Below are 14,477 nucleotides of genomic sequence, written 5' to 3' on the forward strand. Positions count from 1 at the left end.
GCCTAGAGGGTATCGGTGCAGGTCAGCCGGGCTGTAATCGCGCCGGTGAACCACTCGGCGGCCGCCGACGTGAACGCCTGCTGGTCCAACTGCCCAGCACCCGCCGGGACCCGCCCCACGACCGGTACGCCGGTGGTCGCGGGCAGGTCGTCGGCGTTGCACTGCTCGGCCAGGTCCGGCTCGTCGGGCCAGGAGCCGATGACCAGGCCGGCGATCGGGAGTTGGCGGGTCCGCAGTGCCTCGACCGTGAGGCCGGTGTGGTTCAGCGTGCCGAGGCCGGAGCGGCAGACGACGACGAACGCGTACGGGACCGTCAGCAGGCCGGCCAGGTCGGCCAGGTCGTGGCCGTCCTCGTCCAGCCCGACCAGCAGGCCCCCGGCGCCTTCGACCAGTACGAGGTCGTGGTCGGCGGCCAGGTCGTCGATCGCCTTCGCGTGGGTGTCGACGGAGGGCAGTGCGAGCCCTTGGCGACGGCCGGCCGTCGTGGGAGCCAGCGGGTCGAGCAGCCGGACTCCCTCGTGCAGGTCGGTCAGCCCGGTGAGGCGCTGGATGTCCTGCAGATCGCCCGGCTCGTCAGCTGTCACTCCGGTCTGTGCCGGCTTGATCACCGCGACGTTGCCAGGCGCAGCAGCCGCCAGTGCGGCGGTGACGACGGTCTTGCCAACGCCGGTGTCGGTCCCGGTGACGATGAGGACGGTCACGAGACCTCCTGGAGAGCAGCGGTGATGGTGTGGCAGGCGTGGTCGAGTTCGGCAGGTGACAGCCCGGCGCGAGCGGTCAGACGGAGACGGCTGATGCCATCCGGTACCGAAGGCGGCCGGAAACTGCCCACCCGTACGCCGTTCGCCAGGCAGAGCTCAGCGGCCCGGACTGCTTCCCGTGGGCCAGGCATCGGGACGGAGACGACCGCTCCGGCCGACGGCGTCACGCCGCACTCGTCGGCCAGCCGCCGAGCGGTCGCGTGGATGGAGTCCGGCCGGGTCGGCTCGTCGGCGAGGATCCGCAGCGCGGCCAGAGCTGCTGCGCAGGCTGCTGGGTTCAGGCCTGTGTCGAAGATGAAGGAGCGCGCCCGGTTGACCAGGTGCTCGCGCAGCACGGAGGGGCCGAGCACTACTCCGCCCTGGCTGGCCAGGGCCTTGGAGAGCGTCACCGTGACCACCACGTGGTCCAGCCCGGCCAGGCCGGCAGCTGCGACGCCACCACGGCCACTGCCTGTCACCCCGACCCCATGAGCCTCGTCGACCAGCAGCACCGCGTCGTACTCCAACGCCACCGCTGCCAACGCGGTCAGCGGAGCAGCGTCACCGAGCACGCTGTAGACCGACTCAGCCAGCACCAGAGCGTGTGGTTCGTTGCGGTTGGCAAGGGCTTTACCGACTGCCTCGACGTCGTTGTGCGGCACGATCTCGACCCGCGACCGGGACAGCCGGCAGGCGTCGACGAGCGAGGCGTGGACATGGGCGTCGGAAACCACCAGCGTCTCGGCGCCACCCAGCGCGGTGACCACGCCCAGGTTGGCCAAGTAGCCCGAGGAGAAGGCCAGCCCTGCCTCGTGCCCGGTGTACGAAGCCAGCGCCGACTCCAGCTCCGCGTGCAGCGCGGTCGTGCCGGTGACGAGCCTGGAGGCGGTCGCTCCGGCTCCCCAGTCGCGGACAGCGGCGACGGCCGCCTCGATCACCCGGGGATCACGACTCAACCCCAGGTAGTCGTTGCCCGCCAGGTCGATCAGGTCCTCGCCGGCTGCCCGCGGCCGCAGCCGGCGAGTCAGCCCGCGGGCGTCCCGGTCCGCAGCGAGTGGCGACAGCCACCGCGCCAGCAACCCTTCAGCACCGTCCGCCATCAGTTGCCCTCGGCAATGGCTTCGGTGATCGCGGACGTGATCGTCGCGATGTCCTCGTCGGTGCACACGTACGGCGGCATCGTGTACACCAGATCGCGGAACGGCCGCACCCACACGCCTCTCCGCAGTATGGCGTCCGTCATCCGCGGCAGGTCGACCGGACCGCCCAGCTGGACCACGCCGACCGCACCGAGCACCCGGACGTCCCTCACTCCGGGCAGCGAAGCAGCCGGCGCCAGGCCAGCAGACAGCCCGGTAGAAATGCGGGAGACCTCCGCAGACCAGTCGGACGCCAGCAGCAGGTCGATGCTCGCCAGGGCGACCGCACAGGCCAGCGGGTTCGCCATGAAGGTCGGTCCGTGCATGAGTGCACCCCCGGGACCATCTGACACGGTCCGCGCGACGTCCGTCGTACAGAGGGTGGCTGCCATCGACAGGTAGCCGCCGGTGAGCGCCTTGCCGACGCAGAGGATGTCCGGGTCGACTCCGGCGCGCTCGGACGCGAACAGCGTGCCGGTACGACCGAAGCCCGTGGCGATCTCGTCCAGGATCAGCAGGAACCCGTACTCGTCGGCCAGTTCGCGCAGCAGCCGCAGGCAGGCCGGGCTGTACGGGTACATGCCACCGGCGCCCTGCAGGATCGGCTCGACGACGATCGCCGCCACCTCGTCGCGGTACTGCGCCGCCAGCGCGCGCATCACCTCGGCCCAGGCCAGGTACTCCGGGTCGTCAGCAGGCCGGTCGAAACCAGCGGGAGGCTGCGGGCCGAACACCTGCTCCTTCAGCGCGCCGGTGAACAGCGAGTGCATCCCGTTGACCGGGTCGCAGACGCTCATCGGCGCGAACGTGTCGCCGTGGTAGCCACCGCGGACCGTCAGCATCCTCGTCCGGCCCGCGAAGCCGCGTGCGACCTGGTACTGCAGCGCCAGCTTGAGCGCGACCTCGACCGACACCGAGCCGGAGTCGCAGAAGAACACGTGCCGCAGCGGCTCCGGCGTGATCTCGACCAGCCGCTCCCCGAGCCGGACGGCCGGCTCGTGGGTGAGCCCGCCGAACATCACGTGACTGAACGAGTCGATCTGTTCCCGCAGCGCGGAGTCCAGCACCGGGTTCCGGTAGCCGTGGATCATGCACCACCACGACGCCATCGCGTCGATCGCCTCGACCGAGCCGCCGGCACCGTCGTCGAGCGTCAGCCGTACGCCGGAAGCGCCGGTGACCAGCCGCGTCGGCGACGGCTCGGTGAGCGAGGCGTACGGGTGCCACAGCAGCGCCGCGTCCTGCCGCAGGAGGTCACCCATGGATCTCACCGTGCACCGAGCAGCGGGCGGTCCAGCCCATCGGGTGGACCTGCACGACCATCCGGCGCCGGCACTGGTCGCAGTAGCGCGGCGGCTCCAGCGACAGCGCCGTACCGCAGCTCTCGTGGTCGCCGTCGGTCAACTCCTGGCCGCAGTGGCCGCAGTACACAAGCGTCATAGCGTCTTCTGGAGTTCCTTCACCGGCATCTTCAGCTCGGCCAGCAGGTCCAGGTCGGCGGTCGCCGGGCGGCCCAGCGTGGTCAGGTAGTTGCCGACGATGACCGCGTTGATGCCACCGAGCAGGCCCTCGCGGGTGCCCAGGTCGCCCAGGGTCAGCTCGCGGCCCCCGGCGTACCGCAGGATCGTCTTCGGCATCGCCAGCCGGAACGCCGCGATCGTGCGCAGCGCGTCCTTGCCGTCCATCACCTTCAGGTCCCCGAACGGGGTGCCCGGCCGCGGGTTCAGGAAGTTCAGCGGCACCTCGTGCGGCTCCAGCTCGGCCAGCTGGGCGGCCAGCTCGGCCCGCTGCTCCAGCGTCTCGCCCATCCCGACCAGGCCACCGCAGCACAGCTCCATGCCGGACTCCTTGACCATCACGCAGGTCTCCCAGCGCTCCTCGAAGGAGTGCGTGGTGACCACGTCGCCGAAGTACGAGCGGGCCGACTCGAGGTTGTGGTTGTAGCGGTGCACGCCCATCGCGCGCAGCTCGTCGACCTGCTCCTGGCTGAGCATGCCGAGCGAGCAGGCGATGTTGATGTCGACCTCGGCGTTGATCGCCTCGATGCCGGCCTTCACCTGCGCCATCAGCCGCGCGTCAGGACCCCGTACGGCGGCCACGATGCAGAACTCGGTCGCGCCGGTCTTGGCCGTCTCCTTGGCCGCCTCGACCAGCTCGGGGATGTTCAGCCAGACCGCGCGGACCGGCGAGGTGAACTGGCCGGACTGGGAGCAGAAGTGGCAGTCCTCGGGGCAGCCGCCGGTCTTCAGGGAGATGATCCCCTCGACCTCGACCTCCTCGCCGCACCACTTCACGCGGACGTCGTGCGCCAGCGCCAGCAGGTCGGCCAGCTGGTCGTCCGGCGACCGCAGCACCTCCACCAGCTGCTCCTGGTTCAGACCGACACCACGGCCAAGGACCTGCTCACGGGCGACGTCGAGGATCATGCGGGTCACAGTAGGCCAGCCGTGGCAGGCGGCGATGCGAGGGGCGTCACGCTGAGCAGAAGAAAGCCGGAAAAGTTTTGGGGGAACCTCGTAACCCCTTGTGGACGGGCTCGTTGATGTGTGCAGAGGCGGTCACCGCAAGGAGACCGCCGCTCCGAATCGCAGAGTATTACGAACAGCACGCAGAGTGATCACATTCACTCGGAGCCGCTCGAAATGCCGCGAATCGGATGTAGAGTGGGGTTCATGAGCTCGGGTCGCCAGCTGTGGTTGGTGACCCGATCCCAAAGCGCCGGGCGCCTCACCCCGGCTTGAGTGGGTCCCTCGGGAAACGATTTGGGCGGAAACGTTCCCGAGGGACCTGCTCCCTTTTCTGGCACTAATAGACAAACCCTCAGCACTCAGGGAAATTCACCCGGAGCTGAGGGTTTTTCACATTCCTGCCGCGTTACGGCTTCGTCACAGGATGCTTGATGTCCACAATCGGCAAGTGCAATGCGCCGGGCGCATCGGCGGGCACCACCGGATTCGCCGGCACCACCGGCGCCACCCGCTGGTACGGCGTACCGACCGCCGGCCGCGGATCCGCCTGACCCTTGTTCGGCCAGAACGCGAGCGCCCGCTCGGCCTGCGCCGTGATCGTCAGCGACGGGTTCACGCCCAGGTTCGCCGAGATCGTCGAACCGTCGACGATGTGCAGCCCGTCGTACCCGTAGACCCGGTGGTACGCGTCCACCACCCCGGTCTCGGCCGAGTCGCCGATCGCGCAACCGCCGATGAAGTGCGCCGTCATCGGCACGTTGAACGGCTCCCCGATCGTGCCGCCCGGCGTACCGCGCATGATCGTCGCCATCCGCCGGACCACCTGGTTCGCGACCGGTATCCAGGACGGGTTCGGGGCGCCGTGCCCCTGCTTCGAGGTCAGCCGCCAGCGGCCGAACCGGTCCCGCTTGCCGAACGTGGTGATCGAGTTGTCCGCGGTCTGCATCACCAGCGCGATCACGGTCCGCTCCGACCAGTGCTTCAGGTCGTACAGGCGGCGGATGTTCTTCCGCTGCAGGCCCAGCTCGCGCACCCAGGTCCGCCAGCGCGGCTTGTCGCCGTCGCCGTCGGTCAGCACGGTCTGCAGCAACGACATCGCGTTGCTGCCCTTGCCGTACCGGACCGGCTCGATGTGGGTGATCTCGTCGGGGTGGAACGACGACGTGATCGCGACCCCGCGGCTGTAGTCCACCGACCGGTCCCCGGCGATTGCTCCCAGCAACGACTCGGAGTTCGTCCGGGTCAGGACGCCGATCCGGTCCGACACCTTCGGCAGCTTGCCCTCGTCACGCAGCCGGTGCAGCAGCTTCGCGGTCCCGAGCGCGGAGGCCGCGAAGACGACCTGCTCGGCGGTGAACCGGCGGGTGAGCTTGCGGTTCGACGTACGGCGGGTCTCGACCGCGTAGCCACCGCCGGGCAGCGGCTCGACCGACGTCACCGTGGTCATCGGAAAGACCTGCGCGCCGGCCTTCTCGGCCAGGTAGAGGTAGTTCTTGGTCAACGTGTTCTTCGCGTTGTGCCGGCAGCCGGTCATGCACTCGCCGCAGTCGGTGCAGCCGCTCCGCCGCGGCCCGGCGCCACCGAAGTACGGGTCCTCCACCTCGACCCCGGGCTCGCCGAAGAACACCCCGACCGGCGTCGGGTGGAAGGTGTCCCCCACGCCCAGGTCGTCGGCGACCTGCTTCATCACCTTGTCGGCCGGGGTGAAGTGCGGGTACGTCGTGACGCCGAGCATCCGCTTGGCCTGGTCGTAGTACGGCGCCAGCTCGGACTTCCAGTCGGTGATGTGAGCCCACTGGCGGTCGGTGTAGAAGGCCGGCAGCGGTTCGTACAGGGTGTTGGCGTAGACCAGGCTGCCACCGCCGACGCCCGCGCCGGACAGGATGATCACGTCCCGCAGCGCGCTGATCCGCTGGATCCCGTACCAGCCGAGCTTCGGGGCGAACAGGAACCGGTTCTTGTCCCAGGAGTTCTTCGCGAACCCGGCGTCGTCGAACCGCGCGCCCGCCTCCAGCACCGCGACGTTGTAGCCCTTCTCGGTCAGCCGGAGCGCGCTGACGCTGCCGCCGAAGCCGGAACCGATGATGACGACGTCGTGGTCGAAGCTCATCTCAGGCCCGGCCCAGCTTCTTCAGGACCCGGAGCGCGCCGGTCATCACTTCGGCGTACGTCTCGTCGCTCAGCCCGTGCGAGGGCGCGATCGGCACCACCCGCTGGGTCGCGATCGCCTGCGGGTCGACGTACCGGCGGATGCCCTCGACGCCCTGGCGGCGGCCGAGGCCGGACGACCGCATGCCGCCCATCGGGGTGTCGATCGAGCCGAAGGTGGCCGCGTAGCCCTCGTTCACGTTGACCGTGCCGGCCACCAGCTGGGCGGCGATCGCGCGGCCGCGACGGCCGTCGCGGGTCCAGACGCTCGCGTTCAGCCCGTACTCGCCCTCGTTGGCGCGCTCGATCGCCTCGGACTCGTCGGAGAACCGGTACAGCGAGACGACCGGCCCGAAGGTCTCATGGTCGAAGCACTCCATCTCCGGCGTCACCGCGGACAGCACGGTCGGCTCGTAGAACAGCGGGCCGAGATCCGGCCGGGCCTTGCCACCGGCCAGGACGACGGCGCCCTTGTCGCGGGCGTCGTCGACGTGCCGGCTGACCGTCTCGAGCTGCGCCTTGGAGATCAGCGAGCCCATGTCGACGTCCCAGCCGGTGCCGGCCGAGAGCTTCAGCTTCTTGACCCGGTCGAGGAACGCGGTCACGAAGGCGTCGTAGATCTGGTCGGCGACGTACAGGCGTTCCATCGAGACGCAGAGCTGGCCGCCGCTGTTGAAGCAGGCCCGGACAGCGCCCTCGGCGGCGCGGTGCACGTCGGCGTCGCGTAGTACGAGCATCGGGTTCTTGCCGCCGAGCTCGAGGCTCGCACCGATCAGCCGCTCACCGGCCTGCTTGGCCACCAGGCGGCCGGTCTTGGTGGAGCCGGTGAAACAGATGTAGTCGACGTTCTGGATGAGCGCGCCGCCGACGGTCGGGCCGTCGCCGTTCACCACCTGCCAGGCGTCGCGCGGCAGACCGGCCTCGTGCAGCAGCTCAACCGCCCGCAGCGCGGTCAGCGGGGTCTGGCTGTCCGGCTTGAGCACGACCGCGTTCCCGGCCAGTACGGCGGGCAGGCCGTCGGAGATCGCCATCGTCAGCGGGTAGTTCCACGGCGAGATGATGCCGACGACACCCTTCGGCACGAACCGCTGCTCGGCCCGGGTCAGCACCGGGAACATGCCGAGCTTGCGCTGCGGCCCGAGCAGCTCGTTCGCCTTGCGGGCGTAGTACCGGGCGGTCAGGGCGACGTGCGCGACCTCCTCGAACGCCTGCTTGCGGGCCTTGCCGGACTCCAGGATGACCAGGTCGACGAGCTCGTGGCGGTGGTCGAGCACGAGGTCGTGGTATCGCAGCAGGATCGCGGCGCGGTCGGCCAGCGACGTGCCCTTCCAGCTGCGCTGCGTACGCCGGGCCGAGCGGATCGCGGCGACCACGTCGTCCGCGCTGGACAGCGGCAGCTCGGCGACCGGTTGCCCGGTGGCCGGCGCGTACGACGTACGGGTGCCTGCCGTGGCCCGCAGCAGCCCGGTCAGCCGCCGGACGACCGACTGGTCGGTGGCCCAGGACGCGGTGGGGTCCAGCTCGGGGTCCGCGGGGATCGAGGTCTGCTCGCTCATCTCCCCAGGCTACCTGTGGGTAATCAGATGTGTCAGTAGTGCGCCATGACACCCGACTCTCGGGGTCGAGGTGAGGTGGATCACTGCGGTTGGCACTAAGGTGATCCGTTGAGTCAGCGAAGGGGTGGAACGTCAAGATGGTGGACAGCGGGGGGCTTTGGACGCCTCCTGAGGACGAGCTCGGTGAGGCGCTGCAGACCGCCCAGGTGCTGATCGAGGAGGGACGCGCCGACGAGGCCGGGCCCTACCAGCAACGGGTGATCGAGCTGGCCCGGGAGCGGGCCAGTGACCGGCCGGACCACTACGAGGCCAAGCACCTGATGGCGGCCACGCAGTACGAGCTGGCGGGGTCGCTGAACGCGTCCGGCCGGCACGAGGAGGCCTTGGCCGCGCTGCACGAGGCCCAGCTGGGCTACACCGAGCTGAGCGACGCCGGCGTACTGGATGCGACCTCGTTCCTGGCTGACGTCCGCGCACGGCGCGCGATGACCCAGGCCCACCGCGGCTGGGGGGCGACCGCCGTACTGGAGATGGACGGCGCGGTGATCGCCTACGGACAGTTGGTCGGCGGTCCGGACAGCGTGCACCACCAGCCGGACTTCGCGCGGGTGCTGGCGATGAACGCCCTGATCCTGCGCCGGTACGGCGACCCGGACCTGGCGGTGGCCTCCGCCGACGCGGCCGTGCAGCTGTTCCTGCAGCTGGCCGGTCAGATCAACGAGAGCGCGCAGTCGCTGTCGTACGCGCGCTACCTGTGCTCGGCCACGGCGGTCTCGGCCGACATCCACGCCGCGGAGAGCCGGCTCGACCTGGCGCTGGAGGCCGACGAGATCGGTCTCAGTACGGCGGACACGCTGGCCGACTCCGAATCGGCGACCGACCTGCGCACGCTGGTCGCCGCGCTCGCGCGCAAGGGCCGCCACCTGAACCAGGTCGGCCGGGTCCTCGAGGGCGAGAACTGCCTGCGGACGGCGTTCGCCACCGACGAGGAAGCGGCCCAGCGGGTCATCGACGAGCTCGACCGCGGCATCCCGCCGTCGCTGCGGACCGCGCTCGAGACGGCCGAGATCAAGCTCGGGCCGTTCGAGCAGTACTACCGGCTGCTGGCGCTGAGCGAGCCCGCGCCGGGCATGACGCTGGCGACCGTGTCCGGCCGGACCGACCCGGAGTCGGCCTGCATCCGTGCCGCCGAGTTGGCCGAGCTGGTCCGCCCGCTGCTCGCGCACGACGCGGAGACCGCGCTGACGCTCGGCCTGGAGGCGCACTACCTGTTCGCGATCTCGTCGGAGCGCGAGTCGCAGCGGATGCGGTACGAGACCAGCACGTACGCGCCGATCTGGGCGCGGCTGCTGCTGGACATCTCCGAGGCGTACCACTCGGCCGGCCAGACCGAGATGGCCCTTGACCTCGCCGGCTGGAGCGCGGAGGTCGCGACCGCGTTGATCCCCTTCACCGCCAGCAACACCGAGGTCGCCGACCTGGCCGGCTCCTGCTATCGCCACCACGGCGACCTGCTGGCCGCCAAGGGCGACTTCCTGGCCTCCCAGCACGCCCACGAGGCGGCGGCCCAGCTTCAGGTGTAGCCGTGGGCTGCCTTCGGCCCGGCGCAGGGCTCCGGCTCACGGCTGCGGCTCCCGGCCGCGGCTCCCGGCCGCGGCCGCGGCCAAGGCTCCGGCTCACGGCCGCGGCTGACGGCTCCGGCTCACGGCTCCGGCTCACGGCCGGGCTCACGGCTCCGGCTCGCGGCTGCGGCTGGGGCTTGAGCCGTTGACCGGGTGCCGTGCCGGGCGCACGCTGGCGCAAAGGGGGCCAAGGGCATGGACGTCATCGAGATGCATCGCGAGGCCGGTACGGAATTCGTCCGGCAGGTGGAAGCAGTCAAGCCCGACCAGTGGACGGCGCCGACGCCGTGCGCGGACTGGGACGTACGCGCGCTGGTGAACCACGTGGTCGGCGAGGAGCGCTGGGTGGTGCCGTTGCTGGCAGGGCGAACGATCGCGGACGTCGGCGACACGCTGGACGGCGACCTGCTCGGCGACGACCCGGCCGCTGCCGCCACTCGCGCCGCGGCCGAGGCACAAGCCGCCACGGCCGAAGCGGTCCCGGTCGTCCACCTCTCGTACGGCGACGAGGACACCACCGAGTACCTGCGGCAGTTGGTCGCCGATCTGCTGATCCACGGCTGGGACCTCGCGGTGGCGATCGGGTCGACACCCCACATGCATCCCGAGGTCGTCGACGAGGTCGCCGCGTGGTTCGAGCAGCGGGAGACCATGTACCGGGACGGCGGCGCGATCGCGGCCCGGGTACCGAACGGGCCCGACCCGGCAGCTCGCCTGCTCGGAGCCTTCGGCCGGGACGCGTCGTGGACGGCGCGTGGAGCCTAAGCCTAGCTACGGCGTACTGCCGTCCCAGATCTTCACCTTCGCCAGCCGCAGGACCTCCGTGAACAGGCCGCCTAGGCCTGCAGGGCTCCCACGAACAGACCGGCCTCGGCTTCGGTCATCCCGGTCTCACTGACCACCAACGCGGTGGCCTGGTGCAGGTCACCATTGGCCTTCAGCGCTCGGGTGCGCTCGGCCAGGTTCGTCCCGGGCCTCCGGACCACCGGCGTACCGGTGACCGGCGGTACGAACCGTCCGAGCCGGATGTCGTCGACGAGCTCCTTGGCGTGCTTGAGCTCGGAGCCGGTCCGCTCCATCACGTACTTCACGGCGAAGACGCTCTTCCGCGTGGTCAGGAGAAACCTGACCTGGTCGACGTCCTCGGGGGCCAGTTGCGCCCGCGCAGCGGCGAGGGCGACGTTGTCGGCTTCGGTGCGGCGGCTGAACAGTCCCATGAGCCAATCCTTCCAGAACCCCCCAACCCCCGAGCCCCCGAGCCCCCGCCACAGGTGTCTCACCTCACGACCGGCGAGTCCACACCTCAGCCCTCGAGAACCCTCAAAATGCGCGGCCAGACCCGTACGCCGAACGCCCGGTCGGCGTCGTCGCTACCTCCCCGCGCCATCCGCTGGCCGGCGTTCTTCGGCTGCTCGCCGGGCAGGATCAACCGGTGCCCGGCCTCCTCCGACACGAGCACCTCGGTGACCAGCGAACCGCGCCGAGCCGCCAACTGCTCGGCGAACTCCGTCGACGGCCAGACCTTGTCGTCCCCACCCGCCAGCAGCAACAGCTCGCCCCGGAATCTCTCCGCCGGGATTTGCGCGGCCTCCGCCTCGGCCGGGAACAGTCGCAGCCGTTGCCGGTAGCCGTCGACGTACGACGGCGGATCGTCGTCCGGCTCCCAACCGAGATCGAACGGCACGAACGGCAACGGCTGCCCCCGCCACGTCCACGCCGACGTCTGGACGTCGTCCTCGATCCACGGCCACACGTGGGTCGCGGGCGCCTGCCCGATCACCGCGTCGATCCGCAGGTCGAGCGTCCCGAGCAGCAGCGCGGCCTCGGCACCACGCGAGCTGCCCATCACGACGATGCGGTCGTGCCGCGACGCCAGCTCGTCCACCGGGAACGACTCCAGCGGGATCTCACTGATCCGCTCGTCGAACCACCGGGGTGCGAGCACCTCGCACCCCGCCGCTTGCAGGATGTGCGCCCTGCCGACGTCCGGCGTACCGCTCGAGCCGTGCAGCAGCAGGACGCCGGTAGTCACCCGACGACGACCTCGACCCGCTGGAACTCCTTGAGCTCCGTGTAGCCGGTGGTGGCCATCGCACGCTTGAGGGCGCCGACCAGGTTCATCGTGCCGTCGGGGACCCAGGACGGGCCGAACAGGATCTGCTCCATCGTGCCGGTGACGCCGACCTCGACGCGCTCGCCGCGGGGCAGGTCCGCGTGCCAGGCCTCGGCGCCCCAGTGGAAACCGCCGCCGGGGGCGTCGCTCGCGCGGGCCAGCGGCGAACCGACCATCACCGCGTCGGCGCCGCAGGCGATCGCCTTGGCGACGTCGCCGGAGCGGCCGACCGAGCCGTCGGCGATGACGTGCACGTACCGGCCGCCGGACTCGTCCATGTAGTCGCGGCGGGCCGCGGCAACGTCGGCGACCGCGGAGGCCATCGGCACCGCGACCCCGAGCACCTTGCGGGTCGTGTGCGCGGCGCCGCCGCCGAAGCCGACCAGTACGCCGGCCGCGCCGGTCCGCATCAGGTGCAGCGCGGCCTGGTGGGTCGCGCAGCCGCCGACGATCACGGGGACGTCGAGGTCGTAGATGAACTGCTTCAGGTTCAGCGGCTCGGCCTGACCGGAGACGTGCTCGGCCGAGACCGTCGTACCGCGGATGACGAACAGGTCGACGCCCGCGTCCACCACGTGCTTGGCGAACTGCTTGGTCCGCTGCGGCGACAGCGCACCGGCCACGGTGACGCCGGAGTCGCGGATCTCCTGCACCCGCTGGGAGATCAGCTCGGGCTTGATCGGCGCCGAGTAGATCTCCTGCAACCGGGTCGTCGCCTGCTCACGGCCGAGGGTGACGATCTCCTCGAGCAGCGAGGTCGGGTCCTCGAACCGCGTCCACAGGCCTTCCAGGTTCAGCACTCCGAGACCGCCGGCCTTGCCGATCGCGATCGCGGTGGCCGGCGACATCACCGAGTCCATCGGCGCGGCCAGGATCGGCAGCTCGAACCGGTACGCGTCGATCTGCCAGGCCACCGAGACCTCCTCGGGGTCCCGGGTCCGCCGCGACGGCACGATCGCGATGTCGTCGAACGCGTACGCCTGCCGGCCACGCTTGGCGCGGCCGATCTCGATCTCGGTCATCTGGTGGTCTTCCTAACGGGTTGCAGGCGGAGGTCAGCGGCCGGAGTAGTTCGGCGCCTCGACCGTCATCTGGATGTCGTGCGGGTGCGACTCCTGCAGGCCGGCCGAGGTGATCCGGACGAAGCGGCCCTTGTCCTGGAGCTCGGCGACGGTGCGGGCGCCGGTGTACCACATCGACTGGCGCAGGCCGCCGATCAGCTGGTGCGCGACCGCGGCCAGCGGGCCCCGGTACGGGACCTGGCCCTCGACGCCCTCGGCGATCAACTTCTCGTCGCTGCCGACGTCGCTCTGGAAGTACCGGTCCTTGGAGTACGACTTGCGCAGGCCGCCGGACTGCATCGCGCCCAGCGAACCCATCCCGCGGTAGGCCTTGAACTGCTTGCCGTTGATGAACACCAGGTCGCCCGGCGACTCCTCGCAGCCGGCCAGCAGCGAGCCCAGCATCACGGTGTCCGCACCGGCGACCAGCGCCTTGGCGATGTCACCGGAGTACTGCAGGCCGCCGTCGCCGATCACCGGGACGCCGGCCGGCTTGCAGGCCAGCGACGCCTCGTAGATCGCGGTCACCTGCGGGACGCCGACGCCGGACACGACGCGCGTCGTACAGATCGAGCCGGGACCGACGCCGACCTTCACGCCGTCCGCGCCCGCGTCGACCAGTGCCTGGGCGCCGGCCCGGGTGCCGACGTTGCCGCCGACGACGTCGACGCCGCGGGTGGCCGGGTCGGCCTTGAGCTTGCGGATGATCTCCAGCTGGGCCTGGGAGTGACCGTGCGCGGTGTCCACCACGAGCAGGTCCACGCCGGCCTCGACCAGGGTCATCGCGCGCTTGTACGCCTCGCCGAAGAAGCCGATCGCGCCACCGACGCGCAGCCGGCCGGTCTCGTCCTTGGTGGACAGCGGGAACTGGTCACGCTTGACGAAGTCCTTCAGCGTGATCAGGCCGGTCAGCTTGCCGTCGTCGTCGACCAGCGGCAGCTTCTCCACCTTGTGCTTGCTCAGCAGCGCCATCGCGTCGTCCGCGGAGATGCCCTGCTTGCCCAGGATCAGCGGCTGCTTGGTCATCACCTCGCGGACCGGGCGGTCCTGGTTGGTCTCGAAGCGCATGTCCCGGTTGGTGACGATGCCGACCAGGACGCCGGCGTCGTCGACGACCGGGACACCGGAGATCCGGTACTGCCCGCAGAGGGCGTCGGCCTCGCCGATGGTGGCGTCCGGGCCGATCGTGATCGGCTGCGCGATCATCCCGGACTCGGAGCGCTTGACCAGGTCGACCTGCTGGGCCTGGTCCTCGATCGAGAGGTTGCGGTGCAGCACGCCCAGGCCACCCTGGCGGGCCATCGCGATCGCCATCCGGGCCTCGGTGACGGTGTCCATCGCGCTGGACAGCAGCGGGATGTTCACCTCGATGTTGCGGCTGACCCGGGATCTGGTCACCGCCTCCGACGGGATCACGTCGGACTCGTTGGGCTGCAGGAGCACGTCGTCGAAGGTCAGACCGAGTACGGCGAACTTGTCGGGAACTCCGGAGGGGGTGATGTCCATGAGGGTTGCAAGCACCTTTGCACGGCGAGAACGGGACACCATGGTATGCCGCCCGCGCCCGCGCCCCCGCATCGGTCCCCGGACCTGTGGACAGCGCGGGTTCCGCCGGGGAACCCGCCGGCCG

The 14,477-nt window shown here is 70.4% G+C and carries 13 protein-coding genes; 2 read left to right on the forward strand and 11 right to left on the reverse strand.

Annotated features, from left to right (window positions below):
• Positions 1–2: 2 nt before the first annotated feature.
• The 7 genes from bioD to ABD235_RS32795 all read right to left on the reverse strand — a co-directional run bounded on the left by bioD (position 3) and on the right by ABD235_RS32795 (position 8,051).
• A complete protein-coding gene (gene bioD, locus ABD235_RS32765; protein WP_344181247.1) occupies positions 3–701 on the reverse strand; it encodes a dethiobiotin synthase in 699 nt (232 codons plus the stop codon).
• Positions 698–1,840 carry an 8-amino-7-oxononanoate synthase gene (locus ABD235_RS32770; RefSeq protein ID WP_344181249.1) on the reverse strand — a complete coding sequence of 381 codons (1,143 nt, stop codon included), beginning with the start codon at positions 1,838–1,840 and terminating at the stop codon, positions 698–700. The genes bioD and ABD235_RS32770 overlap by 4 nt, the downstream gene beginning before the upstream one ends.
• Positions 1,840–3,141 (reverse strand): adenosylmethionine--8-amino-7-oxononanoate transaminase, encoded by a 1,302-nt coding sequence (gene bioA, locus ABD235_RS32775; protein ID WP_344181251.1) that lies wholly within the window; start codon positions 3,139–3,141, stop codon positions 1,840–1,842. The genes ABD235_RS32770 and bioA overlap by 1 nt, the downstream gene beginning before the upstream one ends.
• On the reverse strand, positions 3,134–3,319 hold the full coding sequence (gene bsaP, locus ABD235_RS32780; RefSeq protein ID WP_344181252.1) for a biotin synthase auxiliary protein BsaP: 186 nt from the start codon (positions 3,317–3,319) through the stop codon (positions 3,134–3,136). The genes bioA and bsaP overlap by 8 nt, the downstream gene beginning before the upstream one ends.
• Complete coding sequence (bioB, locus tag ABD235_RS32785) at positions 3,316–4,305, reverse strand: biotin synthase BioB (RefSeq protein ID WP_344181253.1); 990 nt, start codon at positions 4,303–4,305, stop codon at positions 3,316–3,318. Before bioB ends, bsaP begins: the two co-directional genes overlap by 4 nt.
• 448 nt (positions 4,306–4,753) lie before the next feature.
• Positions 4,754–6,457 (reverse strand): GMC oxidoreductase, encoded by a 1,704-nt coding sequence (locus ABD235_RS32790; RefSeq protein WP_344181254.1) that lies wholly within the window; start codon positions 6,455–6,457, stop codon positions 4,754–4,756.
• Position 6,458: 1 nt separating this feature from the next.
• Positions 6,459–8,051, reverse strand: a complete 1,593-nt coding sequence (locus ABD235_RS32795; RefSeq protein ID WP_344181256.1) for a succinic semialdehyde dehydrogenase — start codon at positions 8,049–8,051, stop codon at positions 6,459–6,461.
• Positions 8,052–8,188: 137 nt separating this feature from the next.
• Between ABD235_RS32795 and ABD235_RS32800 the strand changes: the two genes are divergently transcribed.
• Both ABD235_RS32800 and ABD235_RS32805 read left to right on the forward strand, forming a co-directional pair.
• Entirely contained in the window at positions 8,189–9,634 is a 1,446-nt protein-coding gene (locus ABD235_RS32800; RefSeq protein WP_344181257.1) for a hypothetical protein, read from the forward strand.
• Positions 9,635–9,868: 234 nt separating this feature from the next.
• Entirely contained in the window at positions 9,869–10,438 is a 570-nt protein-coding gene (locus ABD235_RS32805) for a TIGR03086 family metal-binding protein (protein ID WP_344181259.1), read from the forward strand.
• A gap of 71 nt (positions 10,439–10,509) precedes the next feature.
• On the opposite strand, the gene ABD235_RS32810 is transcribed toward ABD235_RS32805, so the two are convergent.
• The 4 genes from ABD235_RS32810 to guaB form a co-directional block, all read right to left on the reverse strand.
• Positions 10,510–10,890 (reverse strand): hypothetical protein, encoded by a 381-nt coding sequence (locus ABD235_RS32810; protein WP_344181260.1) that lies wholly within the window; start codon positions 10,888–10,890, stop codon positions 10,510–10,512.
• Between the two features lie 86 nt (positions 10,891–10,976).
• A complete protein-coding gene (locus ABD235_RS32815; RefSeq protein WP_344181261.1) occupies positions 10,977–11,705 on the reverse strand; it encodes an acyl-CoA thioester hydrolase/BAAT C-terminal domain-containing protein in 729 nt (242 codons plus the stop codon).
• Positions 11,702–12,808 (reverse strand): GuaB3 family IMP dehydrogenase-related protein, encoded by a 1,107-nt coding sequence (locus tag ABD235_RS32820; RefSeq protein WP_344181263.1) that lies wholly within the window; start codon positions 12,806–12,808, stop codon positions 11,702–11,704. Before ABD235_RS32820 ends, ABD235_RS32815 begins: the two co-directional genes overlap by 4 nt.
• Positions 12,809–12,841: 33 nt before the next feature.
• Positions 12,842–14,353: an IMP dehydrogenase gene (guaB, locus tag ABD235_RS32825; RefSeq protein ID WP_344181264.1), complete on the reverse strand. Its 1,512-nt coding sequence runs from the start codon at positions 14,351–14,353 to the stop codon at positions 12,842–12,844.
• Between the last annotated feature and the right edge of the window lie 124 nt (positions 14,354–14,477).

The organism is Kribbella lupini (genome assembly GCF_039529595.1).
Taxonomy (GTDB): domain Bacteria; phylum Actinomycetota; class Actinomycetes; order Propionibacteriales; family Kribbellaceae; genus Kribbella; species Kribbella lupini.

Excerpts from the sequence above, each read along its gene's own strand:
- ABD235_RS32770 (WP_344181249.1), bottom strand. The coding sequence starts at position 1,840 with ATGGCGGACGGTGCTGAAGGGTTGCTGGCGCGGTGGCTGTCGCCACTC.
- bioA (WP_344181251.1), bottom strand. The coding sequence starts at position 3,141 with ATGGGTGACCTCCTGCGGCAGGACGCGGCGCTGCTGTGGCACCCGTAC.
- bsaP (WP_344181252.1), bottom strand. The coding sequence starts at position 3,319 with ATGACGCTTGTGTACTGCGGCCACTGCGGCCAGGAGTTGACCGACGGC.
- bioB (WP_344181253.1), bottom strand. The coding sequence starts at position 4,305 with ATGATCCTCGACGTCGCCCGTGAGCAGGTCCTTGGCCGTGGTGTCGGT.
- ABD235_RS32790 (WP_344181254.1), bottom strand. The coding sequence starts at position 6,457 with ATGAGCTTCGACCACGACGTCGTCATCATCGGTTCCGGCTTCGGCGGC.
- ABD235_RS32795 (WP_344181256.1), bottom strand. The coding sequence starts at position 8,051 with ATGAGCGAGCAGACCTCGATCCCCGCGGACCCCGAGCTGGACCCCACC.
- ABD235_RS32800 (WP_344181257.1), top strand. The coding sequence starts at position 8,189 with ATGGTGGACAGCGGGGGGCTTTGGACGCCTCCTGAGGACGAGCTCGGT.
- ABD235_RS32805 (WP_344181259.1), top strand. The coding sequence starts at position 9,869 with ATGGACGTCATCGAGATGCATCGCGAGGCCGGTACGGAATTCGTCCGG.
- ABD235_RS32810 (WP_344181260.1), bottom strand. The coding sequence starts at position 10,890 with ATGGGACTGTTCAGCCGCCGCACCGAAGCCGACAACGTCGCCCTCGCC.
- ABD235_RS32820 (WP_344181263.1), bottom strand. The coding sequence starts at position 12,808 with ATGACCGAGATCGAGATCGGCCGCGCCAAGCGTGGCCGGCAGGCGTAC.
- guaB (WP_344181264.1), bottom strand. The coding sequence starts at position 14,353 with ATGGACATCACCCCCTCCGGAGTTCCCGACAAGTTCGCCGTACTCGGT.